Raw genomic sequence first — 24,540 nt, forward strand, 5'->3', positions numbered from 1 at the left:
CGCCATGTCTAACACTCAGGACCGGGTGCCCCTCAAGGCCCGCAAGGTGTCCTTCTCCTGGGACGACACCCCGCTGCACTGGGTGCCGGGGGATCCGTTCACCACGCACACCATCAACGTGCTGCATCTGCTCCTGCCTGCCGGTGAGCGGTGGTTCGTGCACGTGTACAAGCAGGTGCTGCCGTACATACGGGACGAGCGGCTCCGCGAGGACGTCATCGGGTTCATCGGGCAGGAGGCGATGCACTCGCAGGCTCATGACGAGGTGCTGCCGCATCTGCGCGAGCAGGGGCTCGATCCGACGCCGTACACCGCCCAAGTGGACTGGCTCTTCGAGAAGTTGCTCGGTGACCGCACCCTGCCACCGGGCCGGCCGCGCCGCTGGTGGCTGATGGAGCGGGTGGCGCTCATCGCGGCCATCGAGCACTACACGGCGTTTCTGGGCGACTGGGTGCTCAACGCCGGGGAACTGGACCGGCGCGGCGCCGATCCGACCATGCTGGACCTGCTGCGCTGGCACGGCGCCGAGGAGGTCGAGCACCGGTCCGTCGCCTTCGAGCTGTTCACGCACGTCGACGGCAGCTACCGGCGGCGCGTGCGGACCTGGGCGACCGCGTTCACGGCCCTCGTCTTCCTGTGGCAGCGCGGGGCGCGGTTCTTCATGGAGAACGACCCGACGCTCATCGACGGCAAGGCGACCTTCAAGGACTTCTACGTCCGGGGCAGGCGCGGCACGCTGCCCGCGACCGGGGACATGCTCAGGTCCATCCCGCGCTATCTGAGCCGCGCGTACCACCCCTCGCAGGAGGGTTCCACCGAACAGGCCGTCGCCTACCTGGCCTCCTCCCCCGCCGCGCTGGCCGCCGAGACCGCCGAGAAGTCCGCGAAGGGTGCCGTCTGATGCCGAAGCTCCGGACCGTCGCCGTGGTCGCCGGTGCCGCCCTGCTCGCCCGGCGGGCGATGCGGCGCCGCATCCAGGCCTCGCCGTTGTGGCCGATGCCCGCGCTGGAGGAGCCGGTCTCCGGGCGGCCGCGGTCGCGGTCGCTGCGTCTGCTGGTGACCTCGCGCGAGGAGGTCGCCGAGGGGGTCGTCCGACTACGGCTGGAGGGGCGGGAGTTGCCGGGCTGGGAGCCCGGTGCGCATCTCGATCTCGTGCTGCCGTCGGGGCTGGTGCGGCAGTACTCGCTGTGCGGCGACCCCGAGGACACCTCGTCGTACACCGTGGCGACGCGGCTGGTCCCGGACGGACGGGGCGGCTCGCGTGAGGTGCACGAGCAGGTGCGGGAGGGCATGGAGCTGGAGGTGCGCGGGCCACGGAACCGTTTCCCGCTCGTGCGGGCCGAGTCGTACGTCTTCGTCGCGGGCGGCATCGGGATCACGCCCGTGCTGCCGATGCTGCGGGCGCTGCCCGACGACGTCGAGTGGAGGCTGGTGTACTGCGGGCGCGGCCGCGCGTCCATGCCGTTCGTGGAGGACGTGGAGAAGCTCGGCCGCGACCGCGTGACCGTCGTGGAGGGGCTGCCCGATCTCGACGCGCTCCTCGCCGGCGTGCCCGAGGGCGCCGCCGTCTACTGCTGTGGCCCGGAGGGGCTGATGGCCGCGGTGCAGGAGCGGTTCCCGTCGGTCCACCTGGAGCGGTTCACGCCGCGCGCCTCGGGAGGCGATGCCTTCGAGGTCGAACTGCGGCGCAGCGGGCGGACGTTGACCGTCACCGCCGACTCGACCGTCCTGGCCGCCGTGCGCGCCGAACTGCCGGACACCCTGTACTCCTGCGAGCAGGGCTTTTGCGGGACCTGCCAACAGCGGGTGCTGGAGGGCGAGGTGGACCACCGGGACGAGTTGCTGACGGACGCGGAGCGGGGCGACTCCATGCTGATCTGTGTGTCACGGGCGCGGGGTGAGCGACTCGTACTGGACATGTGAACGCCCGTGATCGATCCGGTCCGTTCGGGGGCCGGAATCGATCGGTAAGGTGTTCGCATGACTACCGGGGTACGGCGAAGAATGGGAGTCGAGGAACGTCGGCAGCAGTTGATCGGCGTCGCCCTCGACCTGTTCAGCCAGCGCTCGCCGGACGACGTCTCCATCGACGAGATAGCCGCGGCCGCGGGCATCTCGCGGCCGCTCGTCTATCACTACTTCCCCGGCAAACTCAGCCTGTACGAAGCCGCGTTGAAGCGCGCTTCGGAAGATCTGGCGGGCCGGTTCGTCGAGCCGCAGGAGGGGCCGCTGGGGACGCGGCTGCTGCGGGTGATGCGCCGGTTCTTCGACTTCGTCGACGAGCACGGGCCCGGTTTCTCGGCGCTGATGCGGGGCGGCCCGGCGGTCGGCTCGACGGCGACCAACGCGCTCATCGACTCGGTACGGCAGGCCGCGTATGTCCAAATCCTTTCGCATCTGAACGTGGAGAACCCACCCGCGCGACTGGAACTGGTCATCCGCTCCTGGATCTCGCTCGCCGAGTCGACGGCGCTGATCTGGCTCGACGGCCGGCGCATCCCGCGCGCCGAGCTGGAGGTCCAGCTCGTGCACGACTTCGCCGCGCTGGCCGCCGTCAGCGCCGCCCACGACGAGGAGATGGGCGCGCTGCTGCGCGGCATGCTCAAGGAGGAGCCGGCCGACGGTCCGTTCAGCGACCTGGTCGCCCGGCTGATCTCGCTGGCGTCCTAGCCCCGCGCCGCCGGCATGATCCGCCGGAACAGGGCCTAGCGCTCGAACTTGCGGTACGACGGGTCGAGGTCGCGGACCTCGGCGGAGGCGTGCAGCACGATGCCGTTGTCCTCGATGTGCCGGCGCAGCAGTTCCAGAACCGCCTCGGTCAGCTTCGCCTTGGTCTCCTCGCTGCGTCCGGCGAGCAGGCCGAGCGTGACGTGGACGACCGCGTGGCCCTCCTCCTCGTAGCCGAAGGCCGTGTACTGGCCGGCCCGGAACTGCGTCTTGCACGCCTCCGGCTTGGCCGCCGCGATCTCGACGGTCGCGGTGTGCAGGTCCCGGGCAAAGGCCGCCCGGTCGAAGGAGATCGTCTGCGAGTGGTCGACGGTGATCTGCGGCATGAGCACTCCTGTTCTACGTCAGCAGCGCTCACCCTAACCTCAGCGCCAGCATCGCGATGTCGTCCTCCCGGTCCCGGCCGAAGCAGCCCAGCAGGGTGTCGCACAGCGCGTCGAGGCCGGCCGGGGCGTCGGTGGCGGCCGTGCGCAGTTGCTCCATGGAAGCGGTGAGGTCGATGCCGCGGGTCTCGATGAGGCCGTCGGTGACCATGAGGAGCCGGTCCTTCGGGTCCAGCTCCAGCTCGCTCGGCTCGGGCCGGTCGAGGCCGAGCCCGAGCAGTGGACCGCACACGGGGACGTACTCGGCCTCGCCCCCCTCCCGTACGACCAGCGGTGGGATGTGGCCCGCGTTGGCGATCCGGACCCGCCCGGCCCCGGGGTCGACCAGGGCCAGGCAGACCGTGGCGGTGACCTCGGGGTGGTAGTGCTGCAGCATCCGGTCGAGCCGTTCGGCCAGGGCCCGCGGGTCGCTCTCCTCGACGCAGTGGGCGCGCAGCGCGTGCCGCATCTCCACCATGACGGTGGCCGCCTCCAGCGAGTGCCCGACGACGTCCCCGACCGCGGTGAGCACGCCCTCCTCCGTGCGCAGCGCGGCGTAGAAGTCGCCGCCGATCTCGGTCTGCCGGGACGCGGGCACGTAGCGCACGACGAGGTCGACGCCCGGCAGATGGGGCAGCCGGTGCGGCTGGGGCAGAAAGCTGTGCTGGAGGGTGAGGGCGATGTCCCGCTCCGCCTGGTACATCAGCAGCGGTTCGGCGGCGAGCGCGGTGGCCTGGGCGAGGCGCTCCGCGGGGAGTGGCGCGAGCGGCAGAGCCGCGTTGTGCCGTCGGTCGCCCGCGGGTTCGTCGTGGCCGATCGCACCCCGCGGCGGAGCCGCATGTCGATACCGTCCCGCTCCCCTTGGGGACGCCGCACGTGCCGGCGTCGCGATGCACACCTGGGCCCGGCTCTCCTGGGCCGACGCCAGTATCAGGCGGGCGTCCTCGTTGACGCCGGGCCGGAAGAAACCCGCGGGCCACAGCGGGGCGGGGACGACGGTGCTGTGCACGCCGTTGCGTCCGTCCGCCTCCTCCGCGATCCGTGTGATCAGCCGTGCCGCCGACTCGTGGGCGCTGGCGTCGGGCAGCGCCGGGCGGCTGCGCGAGGAGCCGCAGTGCGTGTCGCCGTCCGGGCCGATGACGAACACGACGGCGGGCGCGCCGACGAGCCGGGCCGCGCCCGCGGAGGCGGCGTCGGCCAGCTCCCCCAGGCAGCGCGCGGTCTGGACGGCCACGATCGCCTCGGAGAGCACCGTCAGCCGGTGCGCGACCGTCTCGGCGGCGGCACCTCGACGCGCCCCGCGCACGGCGGCCCGCACGACGGCCTGGATCTCGCTCGGCTCGGCCGGCACCGTCAGGTAGGCGTCGGCGCCCGCGTCGAGCCCCCGGCACCGGTCCACCGCGTCCACGGCCATCGCCGAGAAGTGGACGACGGGCAGCGCGGCCGTGGAGGGCCGGGACTTGACCCGCCGGCACAGCTCGAAGCCGTTCATGTCCGGCAGCCCGACGTCGACGAGGGCAACGTCGGGCAGGGCGCCCGCACGCAGCCGCACGTCGAGCTCGCTCAGCGCCTCGCCCGCGCTCGCCACCGGTACGACGTCGTGGCCCGCGCGGCGCAGCACCGCGCCCATGGCATAGCGGCTGGCAGGGACATCGTCGACGACCATCACGGTCGTACCGAACTGCTTGTCGTAACCGTCCATCGTCAACCGTCCATCGTCGCCTGCCCCCCGCATACGCACGAATGGGGCGGACCCGGTGACCGGATCCGCCCCACTCAAGCTAGTGCCGTGTCACCGCGCCCGTGCGAAGACGGCGACAGTCCGACCCGGAACGGCGAACGTGCCCGTTTCCTCGTCGAAGGACGCCGACTTAACGATAGGGTCCGCCCCCGAGGCCTGCACGGGATGCAGCCGGTAGCCGTCGCCGGCGAGCGCGTCGATCCGCTGCTCCTGCTTCGCGGGCGTCGCGTTGAAGACGACGACGAGGTCACCGAGGCGCATGGTGATCACACCCGGCGTCTCGTCCTTCCCGGACAGCGGGAAGGAGAGCTTCGACTGCACCTGGTCGGCCGTGTCGAGGGAGAACGCCGACTCCGTCGAACGGATCCTCAACAGGTCCCGGTACGCCGCCGAGGTGCCCTCGATCTGCTCGCAACCCACCTTGACCGAGCCCAACAAGGGCTTGGCGAACGGCCACTTCGAGGCGTTGTCGGCCGCCATCGGCAGTCCCCGCCCGAAGCCATTGCCGTCCGCGCAGTTCCAGTGGATCGCGTTGAACCAGTCACCGCTGTCGTAGGAGTTGCGGTCCAGCGACTTCGAGCGCAGCAGGTCGGTGCCGGCCTGGGAGAGCGCCGGGCCCTGCGACAGGGTGGCCGTGGCCATGGCGAGGATCTGCATGCGGGCCCGGTCGGCCGCGCTCGTCGACGCCGGCAGCTTGAAGGCCAGGGCGTCGAACAGCGACTCGTTGTCGTGCGCGTCGGCGTAGGCGAGGGCGTCGCCGGGGGCGTCCGCGTAGCCGGCGGGCTGGCCGTTGTAGTCGACCTCGGCGCCGGTGACCTCCTTGCCGCCGGTGTCGGTGAACCGGTAGGCGGCGAGGTTGCCGGACAGGCCGACCTTGATCAGGTCCTGGTAGTGCAGCAGGCGGGCCTTCTGCTCGGCCGACGTTCCGTTGTTCTTGGAGGAGTTGGGGTCGGTGTACAGCCCGGACGCGAAGCCCTGGATGCCGGGGTCCTCGTCGAAGGGCCCGCCGCCGCGCACGGCGTCGCGCGCCCGGTCGGAGAAGGTCGCGATCCCCGTCCCCGCCATGTTCTTCTGGGTGGCCTGCACGAAGCGGGCGTCGTCGGCGATCTCGCCGAAGTTCCAGCCCTCGCCGTACAGGATGATCTTCTTGCCGTCGACGCCGTCCCTGGCCGGGGTCAGCGCGTCCAGGGCCTTGCGGACCGCCAGGATGTTGGCCTTGGGGTGGTGGCCCATCAGGTCGAAGCGGAAGCCGTCGACCTTGTACTCCCTGGCCCACGTGACGATCGAGTCGACGACCAGCTTGCCCATCATCGCGTTCTCGGGTGCCGTGTTGGCACAACACGTGCTGTTGGCGACCGAACCATCGGCCAGCAGCCGCTGGTAGTAGGCGGGGACCACCTTGTCCAGGACGCTGGTGTCCGCCTGACCACTCGACGTCGTGTGGTTGTAGACGACGTCCATGACGACCCGCAGACCGTCCTCGTTCAGCGCCTTGACCATCTCGCGGAACTCCACCGTACGGCCGGTGCCGTCCGGGTCGGTGGCGTACGAACCCTCCGGAACCGTGTAGTGGTACGGGTCGTAGCCCCAGTTGTAGGCGTCCTTCGCGGCGACCTTCGCCACGCACTCCTGCTGCTTGTCCGAGTCCGCCGGGAAAGAAGCCAGATCGCAGTCGACGGTCGCCTGGTCGGACTTCTTCTCGGGGATGGTGGCGATGTCGAAGGCCGGCAGCAGATGGACGTACGACGTGCCCGCCTTCGCCAGCTTCCTCAGGTGCTTGGAGCCGTCACTGAGCTTGTCGGTGAAGGCGAGGTAGGTGCCCTTGTCCTTCGACGACACCGTCTTGTCCGCGATGGAGAAGTCCCGGACGTGCAGCTCCTGGATCTGGGCGTCCTTCAGCGGCACGGCCCTGGGCTTGGTGTACGTGGACCAGCCGCTCGGCGCCAGCGCCTTGTCGCCCAGGTCCACGACCAGGCTCCGCTCGGAGTTCGCGGTCAGCGCGACCGAGTAGGGGTCGGTGACCTTGTTGGTGACGACCTTCCGGACGCTGGGCGCCCACACCTTCACCACGTACCGGTACGCCTTGCCCTTCCAGGACCCCGGGCCGGTGGCGGACCAGACTCCGGTCGTGTCGTTCCGCTTCATGGCGACGGTGGAGTCGCCGATCTCCAGCTTGACCGACTGGGCCGTGGGCGCCCAGACGGCCAGCGTCGGACGGCCCTTGTCGAAGGTCGGCCCGAGGTCGGCCTTCGTCGCGCCCGGGTAGAGGTCGTCGAGCACACCGGCGATCTGGACGCCGGTCGCGGCCAGGAGGGCACCGTTGGCGGCGCGCTGGGAGGCGACGAGCTGGCCGCGCAGGGCCTCGCGGACCCGGTCGCGGTCGCGCGGGTCGACGGACCAGGCGGTGTAGTTCCTCAGGTGCGGGAACTTCGCCTTCTGGGCGTCGGTGAGGGTGGACTTGGACAGGCGCAGCCAACGCTCGTCGTCGCCGGCCAGCGCGCCGTCCTTCACCTCGATCGAGCCGCCCCGGCTGTACAGCAGCTGGGTGGAGGCGGCCGTCTCTGAGCCGTTCCAGGCGAGCGTGTCCCGGTCGATCCAGACCGCCTTCGAGGTGGTCAGGTCGAGCGCGGCCGCGGAACCCGCCGGCTGCGGGAGCAGGTACTTCTCCTGGCCGCTCAACAGCCACACCTCGTGGCCGCTCGCGGTGAGGTCGAGGGACTGGTCGGCGGGCAGGTCCTTCTCGTCGCCCTTGTGGAGGATGTAGCTGAGGCTGGTGGCACCGTCGGTGAGCGGTACCTCGAAGACCGCACCATAGGTATCAGTCTTGACCGGCTTCAGGGGGTTCGACCACTCGGTGGGGTTCGCGGCACCCGTCCAGACGTGCAGACCCCAGCCGTCGTAGGCGCCGTCGGCGCGCTGGTAGTGGATGACGGCCTTGCTCTTGTCCTGCGCCGGGTAGTCGGGCCGTGTGGTCTGTACGGCTTCCTTGCCCTGCTCGATCCAGATCTCGCCGGCCTTGGAGATGTCGATCGTGCGGTCGGCGGAGACGTCCTTGTTGCCGTCCTTGTCGATGACGAGGAAGCCGACGTTCGAGGCGCCGGGCTTCAGCTTGACGTAGGCGAAGGCGCCGTAGGCGTCCCGGCCGACGAAGGGGTGGCTGTCCGGCCAGTTCGTGGCCTCGCCGTCGGCGAGGTCGCCCCAGGCGTACAGGCCCCAGTTCGCGTAGTCGCCGTCGGTGCGCTTGTAGTGGACGATCGCGTAGTCGCGGGAGGCGGCGCTGGGGACCTCCTCGGCGGGCGGGGTGCCCGTGGTGGAGGCCGCCGTGGCGCTCGCGGTCCGTCCGGCCGAGTCGATGACGACCGCCTTGTAGCGCAGGGCGGTTCCGGCCGGTACGTCCTTGCCGACGGTCTGCGTGACCTTGTACGGGGCGTGGTCGGCGGAGCCGAGCGTCTGCCACTTGCCGCCTCCGACCTGGGCGGCGAAGACGACGCGGTTGAGCTGTCCGCCGTCGACGTCGGCGCCGATCTCGACCGTGCCGGTGGCGCCGGCGGCCGGGGCCTTGAGGCTGACGGTCGGCGCGGTGGACGGCTCGGCGAGCTTGCCCGCCGCCTTGAGGACGATCGCCGCGCCGGCCGGGACGGTGACGGTGAGCTTCCTGTCGGCGTCGCTCTTCAGGGAGTCGTCGGTTCCGTGGATGCCCTTGAACGCCATGTCGGCGGAACCGGTCGCGAAGGTCGCCGACTTCGTCTCGCCGGCGTTGTTGAAGGCGACGACGTACTCGATGCCCGTCCTGGCGTCGGTGCGGGAGAAGGCGTAGATGCCGGCGCCGTCGGCCGCGTGGCGCTCGGTCTGGACGCCGTCGGTGAGGGCCGGGTTGGCCTTGCGGAGCTTGGCGAGTCCGGCGATCTGCCGGTAGAGCGGTGCGCTCGTGTCGTAGGCGTCGCTCGCGTGGGTGCGGTCGGTGCCGATCTGGTCGTCGTCGAGGTAGTCGGCGGTCTTCGAGGCGAACAGGGTCTGGCGGGAGTCCTTGTCGCCGCCCGCGCCGGTGAAGCCCTGCTCGTCGCCGTAGTAGACGACCGGGTTGCCGCGGCTGAGGAACATCAGCTCGTTGGCGAGCTTGTCCTTGGCGAGGAGTTCCGCGTCGGTCGCCTTCGGGTTGTCCTGGTTCAGGAAGTACCCGATGCGGCCCATGTCGTGGTTGCCGAGGAAGGTGACCTGCTCGTAGGCGTTGGCCTTGTCGGTCGTGTACTTGTAGTCGTCACCGAAGACGCCCGCGAGCTTCTGCGCGCTGCCGCCCTGGGAGGCGTACTGCCGTGCCGCCTCCTGGAAGGGGAAGTCGAGCGTGGCGTCGAGGCGGCCCTGGGTGACGTACGGCGCGGTGACGCTCGTGTCGGACGAATAGACCTCGCCGAACATGAAGAAGTCGTCGCGGCCCTGCTTGGCCGCGTAGGCGTCCAGCGCCGTGGCCCACTGGGTCCAGAACTCCGTGTTGACGTGCTTCACGGTGTCGATCCGGAAGCCGTCGATGTCGAAGTCCCGCACCCAGCGCTGGTAGATCTTCTCCATCCCCGTCACGACCTCGGGACGCTCGGTCCACAGGTCGTCGAGGCCGCCGAAGTCGCCGTGGGTGGAGCTCTCACCGGCGAAGGTGGAGTCGCCGCGGTTGTGGTACATCGTCGGGTCGTTGAGCCACGACGGGACCTTGACGTTCTTCTTCGCGGCGGGGACGGTCGGGGTGCGCGGGAAGGAGTCGGTGCCGACGGCCGGGAAGGCGGACTTCCCGTCCGCGTAGTCGGCGTCGTCGAACGGCTTGCCGTCCTTGGTGAGGTACGGGAAGGCGCCTTTGGAGAGGTAGTCGTAGGACTTCTCCTCGTAGTCCACGACATCGGCGGTGTGGTTGGTGATGACGTCGAAGTAGACCTTCATGCCCTTGGCGTGGGCCTTGGAGATCAGGGTCTCGAGGTCCTTGTTGGTGCCGAAGTGCGGGTCGACCTGGGTGAAATCGGCAATCCAGTAACCGTGGTAGGCGGCGGAGGCGGCGGCCCCCGTCCCCTGCACGGGCTGGTTCTTGAAGATCGGCGCCATCCAGATGGAGGTGGTGCCGAGACCCTTGATGTAGTCGAGGCGCTTGGTCAGGCCCTTGAGATCGCCGCCCTGGTAGAAGCCCTTGTCGGTGGGGTCGTAGCCGGTGGAGAGGCGGGAACCGGTGAGGCCGCCCTTGTCGTTGCCCTTGTCGCCGTTGGCGAAACGGTCCGGCAGGACGAAGTAGAACTGCTCGCGCGTGGCGTCGTGCCGGGCGGGCTCGGCGGCGAGCCTGGCGTCGGACGGAGGCGCGGGCGGAGTCTCCGCCTGCGCCGCGAGAGGCTGGACGAGCGCTGCGGCCAGCGCGGTGACGGTGACCGCAGCGACCCGTCCGACATGGGCGGTTCGGCGCCTCGACGGCACCGGCCATCTCGCTATCAAGATGTGGACTCCTTGCGATGTACGGCTCTTCGGGTCCGACCCCGCGCGACCGTACCGCCGCCGTAAGCCTTACAGCAAGGGTCCTGAAAGCGACAGAAAGGAATTTCAGCAGAGGAAGTTGGTCTGAGTGAAGTCGGTGATCCATTGACGTCCTCACCCACGTGAACGCGGGTGGCTCCCGCCTGCCCCGCCGCGCGCAGCGGCAAGGCTTCGGGTGGGTTCCTGCTTCATCGAGCGCAGCCCCGGCTTGCGGGGTCTTACGTGCTCTCCACAGGCGTTTTGACGCTCCGCCTCGTGCTGCATCTCAGCAACACGTTTCCGTCCAGCGGCGCGTAGGTTGGCCTCGGCGTTCTCGTCCCGGTTGTGCCGGGTTCCGCACTCCGCGCACGTCCACACCCGGACGTTCAGCTCCTCGCGACCCTTGGGGCCAGTAAGGCGCCCGCACCCGGGGCGGGAACACAGCTGGGTGGAGGGAAACCACCGGTCGACCCTGACGAAGGTCCGCCCGTACCGTTGGCACTTGGCCTCCAGGGTGCGGACGAATTTACCGAGGGAATGGTCATGGACGCTCTTGCCGAGCCTGCCGCGCCGAGTAGCCATGCCCTTCACGTTCAGGTCCTCCACATAGACCGCTTGGCTCTCGCGGACAATGCGGGTGGTCTCCTGCTCGATGAAGTCGCGTCGCCGGTCGGCGATGCGGGCATGGATCTTCGCGACGGCCTGCTTGGCCCTGCGCCGGTTGTTCGATCCTTTCCGCTTACGGGACACGGCCCGCTGGGCCCGCCTGAGTTTTCGCTCCTGGCGGCGGAAGAATTTCGGGGAAGCGATCTTCCGGCCGCGCAGTACGGCGTAGGAGGACAGGCCAAGGTCGATCCCGGTGTCCGTCTCCTCCACGTCCAGCCCGGGCAGAGGCTTGTCGTCCACCTCGACCACGAACGAGGCGAAGTACCGTCCGGACGGGTCCTGGATGACCGTCACCGACGACGGCTTTGAGGGCAGCTTGCGTGACCAGCACACCTCGATGTCGCCGATCTTCGAGAGCCGAAGTTTGCCGCTCCTGGTGACGGAATGGGCGTTCACGGTGAACCGAATCGCCTGCCGGGCGGTCTTCTTCTTCGTCTTCGGCGGACCCATCCTCGGCCCCTTGCGAGTGCCGTTCTTCGAGGCGAAGAAGTTGCTGTACGCGGTCTCCAGGTCGCGCAGCGACTGCTGGAGCACCACGGCGGACACCTCGCCGAGCCAGGCCCGTCCCGGAGTCTTCTTGGCCTCAGTGATAACCCGCTTCGACAACTCGGCCGCCGTCGGGCGGGGCAGACCCTGCGCATGGGCATCACGACGTAGTCGAAGGGCGTCGTTCCACACGACGCGGGCGCACCCGAACGCCCTCGCCAGACTGCCGCGCTGAGAAGCGCTCGGGTACACACGAACGTTGTACCGGAGCTTCATGTCGATCACCGTATGGGCACGGGATCCATCCCTCGCCCCAAAGATCACATCCAATCGAAACTGCACACTCTATGAGCAAACGCGTTCGAAACCCTGCAATCACACGACGGTTCGAATCCTCACTGGCCGCTTGCTTCCTCATCAGAGCCCAGTCCCGCTCGCCGCTTCCAAACCAGCCACAGGCGTACCGGTGCGACACGAGACGCGCTAACTCCCCTCGGAGCAACCGACCGAGGGGAGTTAGCTGACTTACAACTCAGCAGCTCGACTTGCCGGCGTAGATCGCGAGGGCGGTGTTGGAGCCGAGGGTGGCCGTGAACTGCCCGCTGGAGTTCACCGTCACGGTCGCGTTGTTCTGCACATCGCAGTACGTCCCCGCAGGCATCGACGTCTGGTACGTACGGCTCAGCGAACCCGACTCGTGATTGACGGTCACGAAGCCCTTGGCACCCCGCCCGAAGGCGATGGCGTCGCCCCCGTTGTCCCACCAGTTGGTGACGGCCTCACCGCGAGTGGCGTTACGGAATGCGACCATGGACTTGATCTCGGGCCAGTTGTGCTGGCACTTCCAGCCGTCCTGCCAGCAGGCGGTCACGGAGCCGCCGTTGGGCGGGCCCGCGTCCGTGTCGGAGAACTCGTACCCGGAGTTGATATCGGGGGCGCCGTAGGGCCAGGCGAGCATGAAGACGTTGGCCAGGGTGTAATTGGCGCCGTCCTTGTAGTTCAGGGTGCTGCCGTTGCGCTCGGTGTCGTGGTTGTCGACGAAGACACCGGAGACGCCGCTGCTCATGTAGCCCCAGCCCTCGCCGTAGTTCTTCAGGTAGGCGAGGTTCTCGCTGTTGAAGACCCGCTTGAGGTCGTAGGCGTAGCGGAACTCCTGCACGTCGCCGTTGCCCGTGTACTCGGAGGGCTGGACGGCCTCGCCGCTGCCGTGGATGGCCTCCTGCTTCCAGTAGACACCCGGGTTGCTGAGGCGGGACTTGATGTTGGCGAGGTCGGCCGCCGGCATGTGCTTGGCCGCGTCGATGCGGAAGCCGTCGACGCCGTAGCCGAGCAGGGTGTTCATATAACCGGCGATGGTGGCGCGGACGTACTCCTCGCCGGTGTCCAGGTCGGCGAGGCCGACGAGTTCGCAGTGCTGGACGTTGGTGCGGTTGGTGTAGTCGCTGATGGTCGCCGTGCAGTCGTTCATGTCGGCCGAGGAGTACAGGCCGGGGTAGTCGTACTTCGTGTACGACGAGCCGCCGGTGCCGGTGCCGCTGCCCGCGGACATGTGGTTGATGACGGTGTCGACGACGACCTTCACACCCGCGTTGTGGCAGGTGTTGACCATGTTCCGGAAGGCGGTGGCGTCACCGAGGCGGCCGGCGATCTTGTAGCTCACCGGCTGGTACGAGGTCCACCACTGCGAGCCCTGGATGTGCTCCTGGGGCGGGGAGACCTGGACGTAGCCGTAGCCGGCGGGGCCGAGGGTGTTGGTGCACTCCTTGGCGACCGAGGCGAATTTCCACTCGAACATCACCGCGGTGACGTCCTTGGTGCCGGGCGGGGAGGCGGAGGCGGTGCCACCCGGGGCCCACAGCGTCGCGGCCCCCGCTGCGGCGAACGCGGTCAGAGTGGCTGCGAGAGTGGTACGGCGTCGCTTCCTGTGGCGCTCCAGGGGCGCCGAGCGTGTCGATATCACAGGCTGAACTCCTTGCGAGAGCGGCTCAGTTGGGGTCCCCCCTGCACCGCGGCGCGGCTTCGTTGCCGGGCGTGGCGTGAACGTACCGCCATGAAAGGTTTACTGCAAGAGAGTTGAAATTCATAGTAAGTAGTTGCATCCGTAATCTTGACGTGCTCTCCACAACTCCCCCATCCTCACCACCAGTTGGACCACGTCCATGGACGACGAACGCCGACAGGCCTGGCCGGGAAGGGTTGTCGGTCCCTCGCGGCCAGGCCTGTCGGCGTTGGTCACATGGCTAGCTACGTCGTCCACCACACCGTGGTGTCCGACGGGACCTTCGTCTCGCCGTCCGCCTCGGTGATCTCGCCGCTGGTGAGCAGCACGCGGCCGTGGGCCGGCAGGGTCACGGACTCACCGGTGGTGTTGGTGACGCAGACGAACTCGCCGCGACGGAAGGCCAGGACGCCCTCGGGCGCGCGGAGCCACTCCACCGCGTCGCCGGCGCCGAGGTCGGGGTGCTCGCGGCGGGCCGCGAGGGCCGCGCGGTACAGCTCCAGGGTCGAGCCCGCGACGCCGGTCTGCGCCTCCACGCTCAGCTCGGCCCAGGTCGCCGGCTGCGGCAGCCAGCTGCCCCCGCCGCCGAAGCCGTACGACGATCCCTCGCGCGTCCACGGGATCGGCACCCGGCAGCCGTCACGGAAGCCGTCCTGGCCGGCGCCGCGGAAGTACGCCGGGTCCTGGCGCACCTCGTCGGGCAGGTCGACGACGTCCGGGAGGCCGAGCTCCTCGCCCTGGTAGACGTACGCCGAGCCGGGCAGGGCCAGCATCAGCAGGGTCGCCGCGCGCGCCCGGCGCAGGCCGAGTTCCCGGTCGCCGGCGGTGCGGATCTGGGTGCCGAGGCCGGGCGGGTTGGCGAAGCGGGTGGCGTGGCGGGTCACGTCGTGGTTGGACAGGACCCAGGTGGCGGGGGCCCCGACCGGGCGCATCGCGTCCAGGGTGCGGTCGACGACCTTGCGGAGCTCCTCCGCGTCCCAGTCGGTGCCCAGGTACTGGAAGTTGAACGCCTGGTGCAGCTCGTCCGGGCGGACGTAGTTCGCGGTGCGCTCGACGGTCGGCGTCCAGGCTTCCGCGACGAAGATCCGCTCGCCCGAGTACTCGTCGAGGATGACCCGCCACTGGCGGTACACCTCGTGCACGCCGTCCTGGTCGAAGAACGGCATGACATCGTTGCCCAGCAGCTTGAGCTGATCGTGGTCGCCCAGGTCCGGCAGACCCTCGGCCTTCACCAGGCCGTGCGCGACGTCGATTCGGAAGCCGTCGACGCCCATGTCCAGCCAGAAGCGGAGGATGGAGCGGAACTCGTCGCCGACCGCCGGGTGCTCCCAGTTGAAGTCGGGCTGCTCGGGGGCGAAGAGGTGCAGGTACCACTCGCCGGGGGTGCCGTCCGGCTCCGTCACCCGGGTCCAGGCCGGGCCGCCGAAGATGGACTCCCAGTCGTTGGGCGGGAGTTCGCCGCTCTCGCCCTTGCCGGGGCGGAAGTGGTAGCGGTCCCGCAGCGGGGAGCCGGGGCCGTCGGCGAGCGCCCGCTTGAACCACTCGTGCTGGTCCGAGGAGTGGTTGGGCACCAGGTCGACGATGATCCTCAGCCCCAGCCCGTGGGCGTCGCGGATCAGCGCGTCCGCGTCGAGCAGGTTGCCGAACATCGGGTCGACGGCCCGGTAGTCGGCGACGTCGTAGCCGGCGTCGGCCTGCGGGGAGGCGTAGAAGGGGCTGAGCCACACGGCGTCCACGCCGAGGTCGCGCAGGTACGGGAGGCGGGAGCGTACGCCTTCCAGGTCGCCCATGCCGTCGCCGTTGCTGTCGGCGAAGCTGCGCGGGTACACCTGGTAGATCACCGCGTCCCGCCACCAGTCGCTGCGCTTGGCTTTGGCGGGGGTCGGGGCCGGGGCGATGGCGGAGTGCTGCTGGCTCATGGCGTCCTTGATGCGTAACTGGATTCGGGTCACGTATGAATGGTGCTGCTTGCAGGTTTTCGGCGTTTTGCGAAAGTCCGGGGTTCTCCGGCGCACGGATGTGAGGCGGCCGCGGTGACAGCGGGGTCGGATGGCCACCGCGGCCGCCACCCGCGCGCAATCACGCACGGGAGCTCGTCGTCCTCGGGGCGGTCAGCCCTTGGTGCCGCCCGCCGTCAGTCCCGTCACCAGGTTCTTCTGCACGAAGTAGAAGAACGCGGAGACCGGTATGGCGATCAGCACCGCCGTCGCGGCCATGAGGTTGCGCTGAGCGTCATGCTCACTCACGAACGTCTGCAGACCGACCGCGAACGTGTACTTCGTGTCGGACAGCATGAACGTCGAGGCGAACGCGACCTCACCGAAGGCCGTGAGGAAGCTGTAGAACGCGGCGACCGCCAGGCCCGGCTTGGCGAGCGGCAGGATCAGCCGCCCGAACGTGCCGAAGGGGCTCAGCCCGTCGACGCGTCCGGCCTCGTCGATCTCGAACGGGATCGTGTCGAAGTACCCCTTCATCAGCCAGGCACAGTACGGCACGGTCGTCGAGCAGTAGACCAGGATGAGACCGAGGTAGTTGTCGATGAGCTGGAGCTCGGACAGGATCTGGTACATCGGCACCATGAGTACGGCCACCGGGAACATCTGGGTCACCAACAGCACCCACATGAACTTCTTGTAGCCCGGAAAGCGCATCCGCGAGACCGCGTAGCCGGTGGTGGCGGCGATGATGACGCCGATGAGCGTGGTGCCCAGCGTGACGATGAGCGTGCTGCCCAGCCAGTCGAAGAACTTGGTCTCCTGCAGGACGTACGTGTAGTTGTCCAGCGTCATCTTCTTCCAGATGCCGCCGGGGTGCAGGTAGTCGTCCTTGTCCGGGCCGAGGGACAGGAAGAGCAGCCAGGCCACGGGGAAGAGCGCGATCAGGCTCGCCGCGATCAGGATGCCGTGGGAGACGAGGGACGTGGCGCGGCTGTTCTCGCCGCGGCGGCGCGCCTTGCGCGGGGCGGCGGTGGTCACGGAGTCCTGCTTGTTCACCGGGTTCTCAACAGTGGTCGTGCTCATGGGGACTCCTGCCTCAGATCGCGAGCTGCGGATCATTGCGGTTCAGCCAGCGGCGGTAGAAGGAGGTGAAGACGATCAGGATGGCCAGCAGCAGGATGCCGTAGGCCGCCGACTGCGCGAAGTCACGCGGCTGCTGCCCGAAGCCGAGGTAGTAGGCCCAGGTGACAAGGATCTGGGCGTCCGGGGCGGTGTCGCCGAACAGCAGGAAGATGATGGCGAACTGGTTGAAGGTCCAGATGATGCCGAGGAGTACGACGGTGGAGCTGACGGACCGCAGACCCGGCAGGGTGACGTAGCGGAACTGCTGCCACCTGCTGGCGCCGTCCATCTCCGCGGCCTCGTACAGCGAGGAGTCGATGGACTGCAGGCCGCCGAGCAGCGAGAGCATCATGAACGGCACACCGCACCAGGTGTTCACCATGATCGCGGCGAACCGCTGCCAGAAGGTGTCCTCCAGCCACAGCGGCGTCGGCAGGTGCAGCGTCTCCAGGAACGAGTTGATGACGCCGCCGTCGGCGAGCATGAACCGCCAGCCGAACACGGTGACGAAGGTCGGCACGGCCCACGGCAGGATCAGGATCAGCCGGTACAGGGTGCGCCCGCGCAGCTTCTGGTTGAGCAGCAGGGCGAGGCCGAGGCCGATGGTGTAGTGCAGGGTGACGCAGAGCGCGGTCCAGACGATCGTCCAGATGAAGTGCGACCAGAAGCGGTCGTAGGCCGTCTCGCCCCACAGGATGTCGGCGTAGTTGTCGAAGCCGATGAACTTGTACGTCGCCTCGATCTCGTTGACGCCGATGGTGCGCGCGCTGTTGAGGCTGTTGGCGTCGGTGAGGGTCAGATAGAAGCCGTACGCCAGGGGGTAGAGCACGAGGACGCCGAGGACGATCACCACCGGAGCGATCATGGCGTAGGCGTACCAGTGCTTCCGGTAGCCGTGCTTGAGGCGTTGGACCAGCCCGGGGCGCGGCGCGCGGTCACCGCGGCGCTTGCCGGTCGCGCGGTCGATGGCGACTGTCATGGTTCGACAACCTTCGTGGAGATCGACAGATCGAGGGGTGTACGGCGGTACGGCTCAGGGGGGTGTGCGGCGCAGGGGGTGTACGGCGCACAGGCCGGTGGCCGCCGGAACTCTCCCCCCATGATCAGGGAGTTCCGGCGGCCACTCGGGGTCACTTGCTGAAGTCCGGGACCAGCTTGGCGATCGCGGTCTCGGCGGTGCTCAGGCCCTTGTCCAGGGACTCCTTGCCACCGGCGACCTTCAGCAGTTCGGTGTCCACCGGGCCCCACAGGGAGCTGTACTCGGGCAGGGCCGGGCGCGGCTGGGCGGAGGCGAGGACCGTCTGGTAGCCGGCGATGCCCGGGTCGGCCTTGACCTCGGCGGTGTAGGCGTCGTCGCGGGTCGGCAGCGTGGAGTTCTTGAGCGCGATCGTCTCCTGCGCCTTCTGCGACGTCATGAAGTTCACGAACTTCATCGCGGCCTTCTGGTGCGCCTCGTCGGAGCCGGCGTACACGGAGAGGTTGTGGCCGCCGGTCGGGGCGCCCGCCTTGCCGGAGGAGCCGGCCGGGACGGTGGCGATACCGAGGTTGTTCTTGTCCTTGAACGCCGAGCCCTTGTAGAAGTTGGTGATCTCCCACGGGCCCTGCATGATCGCGGCGACCTTGCCGTTGACGAACGCCTCCTGGATGTGGGCGTAGGCGTCGGCGGTGGTGTCGGCCTTGTGCAGGCCCTTGCCGTCGAACAGGCTCAGCCAGGTGCCGTAGCCCTTCTTGGCCTCGGCGCCGGCGACGGTGATCTTCTTGGCGTCGGCGTCGACGGTGTCGGTGCCCTCGCCGTAGAGGAACGTCTGGGCGTAGTAGGCCTGGGTGGAGCCCCAGTAGCCGTCGACGCCGGTCTTGTCCTTGATCTTGGCGGCGGCCTTCTTCAGGTCGTCCCAGGTCTTGGGGGCCTCGACGCCGGCCTTCTTGAACAGGTCCTTGTTGTAGACGAAGGCGAGGGTGTCCGTGGTGAACGGAACGCCGTAGACCTTGCCCTCGTACTTGGCCTGCTCGATCAGGCTGGGCTGGAACTTGGCCTGGTCGGCGAGGGCCTCGGTGCCGTCCAGCGGCGCGAAGAAGCCCTTCTTGGCGAAGGCGGGCGTCCAGCCGACCTCGGAGCGCAGCACGTCCGGGGCACCCTTGGAGCCGGCGGCCGTGTCGAACTTGTTCTGCGCCTGGTCGAACGGGACGTTGACGTACTTGACCTTGACGTCCTTGTTGGCGGCCTCGAACTCCTTGACCAGGGCCTGGTACGTCGGCGCCTCGTTGGTCGCGTTGGAGGTGTCCCACCAGGTGATGGTGACCGGCCCGTCGGCACTGTCGCCGCTGTCACTTCCGCCGCAGGCCGTCGCCGCGAGGGCGAGGGACGCCACCAGCGCGGTGGCCGCTATGCCACGCCGCATGAGATCTCCTTGAGGGTGAAAGCCCGTGTGCTGCAGGGGCGGCCCCGTCTGCCTTTCCCTGCTGTCTTACCGACTGCGCCGTTGCCGCCGCCGGGCGACGTGAACGTAACAGCGTTGAAAGCTCGACGAAAGACCTTGCAGAAAAAAAGTGCAAGAGAACGTCGAAGTTACCGCTGTGTGACCTCCCGGCGACCGCCGTGAGACGCTTCTTTACAGGGGTGGAGCGGTGTGGAGACGGTCTGTGCAAGACTCTGCAAGCTCTTGCCATCACTGTCACGAGGGAGTGCGATGACACAGCAGCCGGGTCGGGGACGGCCAACGGGTCGCCCACGGCGTCCGATTGGTGTGCAAGGCGACATACGGCCGGTACAGTCCAGTGCCGTGACCACACGGCTTGCAGACATCGCTGCTCAGGCGGGGGTGAGCGAAGCGACCGTCAGCCGCGTCCTCAACGGGAAGCCGGGCGTCGCCGCCACCACTCGCCAGTCCGTGCTGGCCGCACTCGACGTGCTCGGCTACGAACGTCCGGTGCGGTTGCGGCAGCGCAGCGAGGGCCTGGTGGGGCTGATCACCCCGGAGCTGGAGAACCCGATATTCCCGGCCCTGGCCCAGGTCATCGGCCAGGCACTGACCAGGCAGGGCTACACCCCGGTGCTGGCCACGCAGACCCCGGGCGGCTCGACGGAGGACGAGCTGACCGAGATGCTCGTCGACCGCGGCGTCGCCGGCATCATCTATGTCTCCGGCCTCCACGCCGACACCACCGCCGACATGCAGCGCTACGAGCGGCTGCGTGCCCAGGGCGTCCCCTTCGTCCTGGTCGACGGCTTCTCCCCCAAGGTCCAGGCACCTTTCATCTCCCCCGACGACCGTGCCGCCATGACGCTCGCGGTCACCCACCTCGCCTCCCTGGGCCACACCCGCATCGGCCTGGCCCTGGGCCCCAAGCGCTTCGTGCCGGTCCAGCGCAAGATCGAGGGGTTCGTCCGCGCGATACAGGACCAGCTGAACCTGCCGGCGAACGTCATAGAGGCCGAGCTGATCCAGCACTCCCTGTACACCCTGGAGGGCGGCCAGGCGGCGGCCACCGCGCTGATCGACCGGAACTGCACCGCGGTCGTCTGCGCCAGCGACATGATGGCGCTGGGCGCGATAAGGGCGGCACGGCAACGCGGCCTGGAGGTCCCGAAGGACATCTCCGTGGTCGGCTTCGACGACTCCCCCCTGATCGCCTTCACCGACCCGCCCCTCACCACGGTCCGCAAGCCGGTCCCGGCGATGGGACAGGCGGCGGTGCGCACGCTGCTGGAGGAGATCGGCGGGACTCCGGCCCCCCACAGCGAGTTCGTGTTCATGCCGGAACTGGTGGTGCGCGGTTCGACTGCTTCGGGGCCTGGGAACAGGAACCACTCCTAGCTCGTCCCCAGGGCGGAGAATCCCCGCACCCGGCCCTGCGTCGGTAGGAGAATGGGGCTGTACGCCCGCCGTAGAACATGCGTCCTGAACCCACCCGAGGGATGATCGGTCGGGGAAGGCTTATCTGGCAGACTCTGTGCCCATGGGTGAGACGACCGTGACGACACTGGAAGGCCGCGAACCGGCCGTTCCGCACCCCGTCACGGCCGAGACGCGTCCCGGCCCCCTGCGCCGACTGCGCACCCCGCGCCGCCCCCGCCTCTGGTTCGAGATCCTGCTGATCGCGGTGAGTTACTGGACGTACTCACTCATCCGCAACGCGGTTCCGGAGCAGAAGGCCGAGGCGCTGCGCAACGCCGACTGGCTCTGGGAGCTGGAACACCATCTCGGCATCGCCGTCGAGGAGTCGATCAACCACACCGTGGACTCGGTGACTTGGCTGATCGTCGGCATGAACTATTACTACGCGACCCTGCACTTCATCGTCACGCTCGCGGTCCTGGTCTGGCTCTACCGCAGCCATCCCGGCCGCTACGCGGCGACCCGCCTGGTCCTCTTCGCGACGACCGGCGTGGCCCTGGTCGGTTACTACCTGTATCCGCTCGCTCCCCCGCGGTTGATGACCAACGGCGGCTTCATCGACACGGTCCTGGTCCACGACACCTGGGGCTCGATGGCCTCGGGCGACCTGAAGAACATGTCGAACCAGTACGCCGCGATGCCGTCCATGCACATCGGCTGGTCCGTCTGGAGCGGCGTGACGATCTTCGCGCTGGCGAGGGTCCCCTGGGTCCGCGTCCTGGGCCTTCTGTACCCGACGGCCACTCTGGTGGTGATCGTCGCGACGGCCAACCACTTCTGGCTGGACGCGGTGGGCGGCCTGCTCTGCCTGGCCTTCGGATACACGGTGGCACGCCTCTGGTACGGAGCGCTCCCGCACGCCCTGCCGCGGCAACCGCGCACGAAGCCGCACCCGCGCACGGCGGGTAGGGGACGTGCCGGGGAGCGTCCGCCCGCAGCGGCGCGCGTCAGCGCCGACCAAGCCCCTCACGAACCGATCCGCCCGACCGAGGACGGACATCCCCCGGCACAGGCCCGCCCCACGACACACGCGTAGGCGCCGAACCGCACCCTCACGCCCCGTAGAACAGCTCCTCCACCACAGCCCGGGCCCTACGCGTGGTACGCCGGTACGCGTCGAGCATGTCCCCCACATGACCGGGCTCGTACCCCAGATACCGCCCCACCGCCGCCACCTCCCGGGCATCGGACGGGAAGGTGTCCCCGGCCCGCCCCCGCACCAGCATCACGGCGTTGCGCACCCGCGTCGCCAGCACCCACGCCTCGTCCAGGACGGCCGCCTCCTCGGCCGGCAGGAGCCCGGCCGCACACGCGGCGGCGAGGGCCTCCCGCGTCCGTGTCGTCCGCAGCCCCGGCTCCGCCCAGCCGTGCTGGAGCTGCAGCAGCTGAACCGTCCACTCGACGTCGGAGAGACCGCCGGGACCGAGCTTGGTGTGCAGCTTGGGATCGGAGCCGCGAGGAAGCCGTTCGGACTCCATGCGGGCCTTCAGCCGACGGATCTCCCGCACTGCGTCCTCCCCCAGCCCCTCGGCGGGGTAGCGCAGGGGGTCGATCAGGTCGATGAAACGCCGCCCCAGTTCCTCGTCACCGGCCACCGTCTCGGCCCGCAGCAGCGCCTGTGACTCCCAGATCAGGGACCACCGGCGGTAGTACGCGTCGTACGAGTTCAGCGTGCGCACCAGCGGCCCCGACTTGCCCTCCGGGCGCAGATCGGCGTCGATCAGCAGCACCGGATCGGCGCTCGGGATCTGCAGCAGCCGGCGCATCTCCGAGACGACCCGGTTCGCGGCCGCCGAGGCCTCCTGGTCGTCGACGCCGTCCCGCGGCTCGTGCACGAAGACGACGTCCGCGTCGCTGCCGTAGCCCAGCTCGTGCCCGCCGAACCGCCCCATGCCGATGATCGCGAACCGGGTGGGCAGTTCGTCGCCCCACCCCTCCCGCACCACCGCACGCAGGGTGCCCGCCAGTGTCGCCGCCGTCAGGTCGGACACCGCCGCCCCGACGCGGTCCACCAGGGCACCCTGGTCGGCCTCGGCCGGCTTGGTCTCGGTGCCGTAGGAGTCGATGATGTCCGCGGCGGCCGTACGGAACAGCTCGCGGCGGCGCACCCCGCGGGCCGCCGTGACCGCCTGCGCGGCGTCGTCCGCGCGGCCCACCGCGGCGAGGATCTCCTGCTCCAGGTGGCCGCGCGAGCGCGGCTCCAGACCGGAACCGCCGTCGCCGTCACCGAGCAGGGCCACCGCCTCCGGCGCCCGCATCAGCAGGTCGGGGGCGAGGCGGCCGGCCGACAGGACGCGGGCGAGGTTCTCGGCGGCGGCGCCCTCGTCCCGCAACAGCCGCAGATACCAAGGGGTCTTGCCGAGCGCGTCCGACACCTTGCGGAAGTTCAGCAGGCCCGCGTCCGGCTCCGCCGAGTCCGCGAACCAGCCCAACAGGACCGGCAGCAGGGTGCGTTGGATGGCCGCCTTGCGGGTGACGCCGGAGGCCAGCGCCTCCAGATGCCGCAGCGCGGAGGCGGGGTCGGCGTACCCGAGCGCGATCAGCCGCTCGCGCGCCGCCCCGGCGCTCAACCGGGCCTCGCCCGGGGCGAGTTGGGCGACGGCGTCGAGCAGCGGGCGGTAGAAGAGCTTCTCGTGCAGACGCCGTACGACACTCGCGTGCCGTTTCCACTCGCGGTTCAGCTCGGCGACCGGGTCGACGCGCAGGCCGAGCGAGCGGCCGATGCGGCGCAGGTCGGCCTCGTCCTCGGGCACCAGGTGCGTGCGGCGCAGGCGGTAGAGCTGGATGCGGTGCTCCATCGAGCGCAGGAAGCGGTAGGCGTCGTCGAGCTGGGCGGCGTCGGCACGGCCGACGTAGCCGCCCGCCGCGAGCGCCTGCAGCGCGTCCAGCGTGGTGCCGCTGCGCAGGGACGCGTCGTCCCGGCCGTGCACCAGCTGCAGCAGCTGTACGGCGAACTCGACGTCCCTGAGCCCGCCCGGGCCGAGCTTGAGCTGGCGGTCCACCTCGGCCACGGGGATGTTCTCGACGACCCGGCGGCGCATCTTCTGCACGTCGGCGACGAAGTTGTCCCGCTCGGCGGCCTTCCAGACCAGCGGTTCCAGCGCGGCGACGTACTCCTCGCCCAGCTCGATGTCGCCCGCGACCGGGCGCGCCTTCAGCAGCGCCTGGAACTCCCAGGTCTTGGCCCAGCGCTGGTAGTAGGCGAGGTGGCTGCTGAGGGTGCGCACCAGCGGACCGTTGCGGCCCTCGGGCCGCAGATTGGCGTCCACGGGCCAGATGGACCCCTCGACGGTCGTCTCGGAGCAGATCCGCATCATGTGCGAGGCGAGCCTGGTGGCCGACCGCACCGCCTTGCCCTCGTCCGCGCCGTCCACGGCCTCGCCGACGAAGATGACGTCGACGTCGGAGACGTAGTTCAGCTCGTGACCCCCGCACTTGCCCATCGCGATCACCGCGAGCCGGCACAGCGCGGCGTCCTCCGGCGCGGCGGCGCGGGCGATGGCGAGCGCGGCGCGCAGGGTCGCGGTGGCGAGGTCGGCGAGCTCGGCGGCGGTCTGGGCCACGTCGGTGGTGCCGCACACGTCGCGGGCGGCGATGGACAGCAGACAGCGCCGGTAGGCGACGCGCAGGGACACCGGGTCGGTGGCCTCGGCGAGGCCGAGCTCGAACTCCTCCACCTCCGGGTGCAGGTCCCGCGGCTCGTACATGACCAGCGCCTGCCAGTCGTCGGCGTGCCTGGCGAGGTGGTCGGCGAGCGCGGAGGAGGCGCCGAGCACACCGAGCAGCCGGTCGCGCAGGGGCTTGGCCGCTATCACCGTGTCCACCAGTTGCCGCTGGGCGACGGGGTCGGGCTGCGCTTCGAGGAGCCGGACGAGACCGTGCAGGGCGAGGTCCGGGTCGGCGGTGGCGCCGAGGGCCTCCAGGAGGACCGGGTCGTTTCTGATCGGTGCGAGCTCGGCGCTCTCCAGGAGCCGCTCGGCGGCCGACGGGTCGGTGAATCCGTGCCGCAGCAGCCGCGTGAAGGTACTGCTCCTGCGCCCCGGCGCCGTCATGGTCGGCCTCCCGTTCCGATCAGGTTCGTACGCGCCCGATCAAGGTCGTACGCGGACGAGCCTAACCGGAG

The 24,540-nt window shown here is 69.4% G+C and carries 15 protein-coding genes; 5 read left to right on the plus strand and 10 right to left on the minus strand.

Annotation, left to right across the window (positions count from 1 at the left end):
- Positions 1–4: 4 nt before the first annotated feature.
- From EJ357_RS13025 to EJ357_RS13035, 3 genes are read left to right on the plus strand one after another with little or no spacing between them, the layout of a single operon-like run.
- Entirely contained in the window at positions 5–901 is an 897-nt protein-coding gene (locus EJ357_RS13025; RefSeq protein WP_126391754.1) for a metal-dependent hydrolase, read from the plus strand.
- Positions 901–1,923, plus strand: coding sequence for a PDR/VanB family oxidoreductase (locus EJ357_RS13030; protein WP_126391756.1), 1,023 nt, complete (start codon positions 901–903; stop codon positions 1,921–1,923). The genes EJ357_RS13025 and EJ357_RS13030 overlap by 1 nt, the downstream gene beginning before the upstream one ends.
- 57 nt (positions 1,924–1,980) lie before the next feature.
- Positions 1,981–2,670: a TetR/AcrR family transcriptional regulator gene (locus EJ357_RS13035; protein WP_126391758.1), complete on the plus strand. Its 690-nt coding sequence runs from the start codon at positions 1,981–1,983 to the stop codon at positions 2,668–2,670.
- Positions 2,671–2,705: 35 nt separating this feature from the next.
- Here EJ357_RS13035 and EJ357_RS13040 read toward each other — a convergent pair whose 3' ends face one another.
- The 9 genes from EJ357_RS13040 to EJ357_RS13080 form a co-directional block, all read right to left on the minus strand.
- Entirely contained in the window at positions 2,706–3,053 is a 348-nt protein-coding gene (locus EJ357_RS13040) for a 5-carboxymethyl-2-hydroxymuconate Delta-isomerase (RefSeq protein ID WP_126391760.1), read from the minus strand.
- Between the two features lie 28 nt (positions 3,054–3,081).
- The gene (locus tag EJ357_RS13045; RefSeq protein ID WP_126391762.1) at positions 3,082–4,791 is read right to left on the minus strand and encodes a fused response regulator/phosphatase; all 1,710 of its coding nucleotides are present in this window, start codon (positions 4,789–4,791) and stop codon (positions 3,082–3,084) included.
- Between the two features lie 90 nt (positions 4,792–4,881).
- Positions 4,882–10,293 (minus strand): pullulanase-type alpha-1,6-glucosidase, encoded by a 5,412-nt coding sequence (pulA, locus tag EJ357_RS13050; protein WP_126391764.1) that lies wholly within the window; start codon positions 10,291–10,293, stop codon positions 4,882–4,884.
- A 153-nt stretch (positions 10,294–10,446) separates the two neighbouring features.
- Positions 10,447–11,739 (minus strand): RNA-guided endonuclease InsQ/TnpB family protein, encoded by a 1,293-nt coding sequence (locus EJ357_RS13055; RefSeq protein WP_228473040.1) that lies wholly within the window; start codon positions 11,737–11,739, stop codon positions 10,447–10,449.
- 256 nt (positions 11,740–11,995) lie between these two features.
- Positions 11,996–13,354, minus strand: a complete 1,359-nt coding sequence (locus tag EJ357_RS13060; protein WP_456114840.1) for an alpha-amylase — start codon at positions 13,352–13,354, stop codon at positions 11,996–11,998.
- A 353-nt stretch (positions 13,355–13,707) separates the two neighbouring features.
- The gene (locus tag EJ357_RS13065; RefSeq protein ID WP_126399422.1) at positions 13,708–15,381 is read right to left on the minus strand and encodes a glycoside hydrolase family 13 protein; all 1,674 of its coding nucleotides are present in this window, start codon (positions 15,379–15,381) and stop codon (positions 13,708–13,710) included.
- A 192-nt stretch (positions 15,382–15,573) separates the two neighbouring features.
- Positions 15,574–16,482 (minus strand): sugar ABC transporter permease, encoded by a 909-nt coding sequence (locus tag EJ357_RS13070; RefSeq protein WP_126391766.1) that lies wholly within the window; start codon positions 16,480–16,482, stop codon positions 15,574–15,576.
- 13 nt (positions 16,483–16,495) lie between these two features.
- Positions 16,496–17,500 (minus strand): carbohydrate ABC transporter permease, encoded by a 1,005-nt coding sequence (locus EJ357_RS13075; RefSeq protein WP_126391768.1) that lies wholly within the window; start codon positions 17,498–17,500, stop codon positions 16,496–16,498.
- A 151-nt stretch (positions 17,501–17,651) separates the two neighbouring features.
- The gene (locus EJ357_RS13080; protein WP_126391770.1) at positions 17,652–18,920 is read right to left on the minus strand and encodes an extracellular solute-binding protein; all 1,269 of its coding nucleotides are present in this window, start codon (positions 18,918–18,920) and stop codon (positions 17,652–17,654) included.
- 381 nt (positions 18,921–19,301) lie between these two features.
- Here EJ357_RS13080 and EJ357_RS13085 point away from each other — a divergent pair, with 381 nt between their 5' ends.
- A complete protein-coding gene (locus EJ357_RS13085; RefSeq protein WP_267132848.1) occupies positions 19,302–20,336 on the plus strand; it encodes a LacI family DNA-binding transcriptional regulator in 1,035 nt (344 codons plus the stop codon).
- 142 nt (positions 20,337–20,478) lie between these two features.
- A complete protein-coding gene (locus EJ357_RS13090; protein ID WP_126391775.1) occupies positions 20,479–21,453 on the plus strand; it encodes a phosphatase PAP2 family protein in 975 nt (324 codons plus the stop codon).
- Positions 21,454–21,469: 16 nt separating this feature from the next.
- Here EJ357_RS13090 and EJ357_RS13095 read toward each other — a convergent pair whose 3' ends face one another.
- On the minus strand, positions 21,470–24,469 hold the full coding sequence (locus EJ357_RS13095) for a bifunctional [glutamine synthetase] adenylyltransferase/[glutamine synthetase]-adenylyl-L-tyrosine phosphorylase (protein ID WP_126391777.1): 3,000 nt from the start codon (positions 24,467–24,469) through the stop codon (positions 21,470–21,472).
- Positions 24,470–24,540 lie beyond the last annotated feature (71 nt).

Origin of the sequence: Streptomyces cyaneochromogenes (assembly GCF_003963535.1) — a bacterium.
Lineage (GTDB): Bacteria > Actinomycetota > Actinomycetes > Streptomycetales > Streptomycetaceae > Streptomyces > Streptomyces shaanxiensis.

Coding starts and splice junctions, on each gene's coding strand:
- EJ357_RS13025 (WP_126391754.1), top strand. CDS start 5: ATGTCTAACACTCAGGACCGGGTGCCCCTCAAGGCCCGCAAGGTGTCC.
- EJ357_RS13030 (WP_126391756.1), top strand. CDS start 901: ATGCCGAAGCTCCGGACCGTCGCCGTGGTCGCCGGTGCCGCCCTGCTC.
- EJ357_RS13035 (WP_126391758.1), top strand. CDS start 1,981: ATGACTACCGGGGTACGGCGAAGAATGGGAGTCGAGGAACGTCGGCAG.
- EJ357_RS13040 (WP_126391760.1), bottom strand. CDS start 3,053: ATGCCGCAGATCACCGTCGACCACTCGCAGACGATCTCCTTCGACCGG.
- EJ357_RS13045 (WP_126391762.1), bottom strand. CDS start 4,791: ATGGACGGTTACGACAAGCAGTTCGGTACGACCGTGATGGTCGTCGAC.
- EJ357_RS13055 (WP_228473040.1), bottom strand. CDS start 11,739: ATGAAGCTCCGGTACAACGTTCGTGTGTACCCGAGCGCTTCTCAGCGC.
- EJ357_RS13065 (WP_126399422.1), bottom strand. CDS start 15,381: ATGAGCCAGCAGCACTCCGCCATCGCCCCGGCCCCGACCCCCGCCAAA.
- EJ357_RS13070 (WP_126391766.1), bottom strand. CDS start 16,482: ATGAGCACGACCACTGTTGAGAACCCGGTGAACAAGCAGGACTCCGTG.
- EJ357_RS13075 (WP_126391768.1), bottom strand. CDS start 17,500: ATGACAGTCGCCATCGACCGCGCGACCGGCAAGCGCCGCGGTGACCGC.
- EJ357_RS13080 (WP_126391770.1), bottom strand. CDS start 18,920: ATGCGGCGTGGCATAGCGGCCACCGCGCTGGTGGCGTCCCTCGCCCTC.
- EJ357_RS13090 (WP_126391775.1), top strand. CDS start 20,479: ATGGGTGAGACGACCGTGACGACACTGGAAGGCCGCGAACCGGCCGTT.
- EJ357_RS13095 (WP_126391777.1), bottom strand. CDS start 24,469: ATGACGGCGCCGGGGCGCAGGAGCAGTACCTTCACGCGGCTGCTGCGG.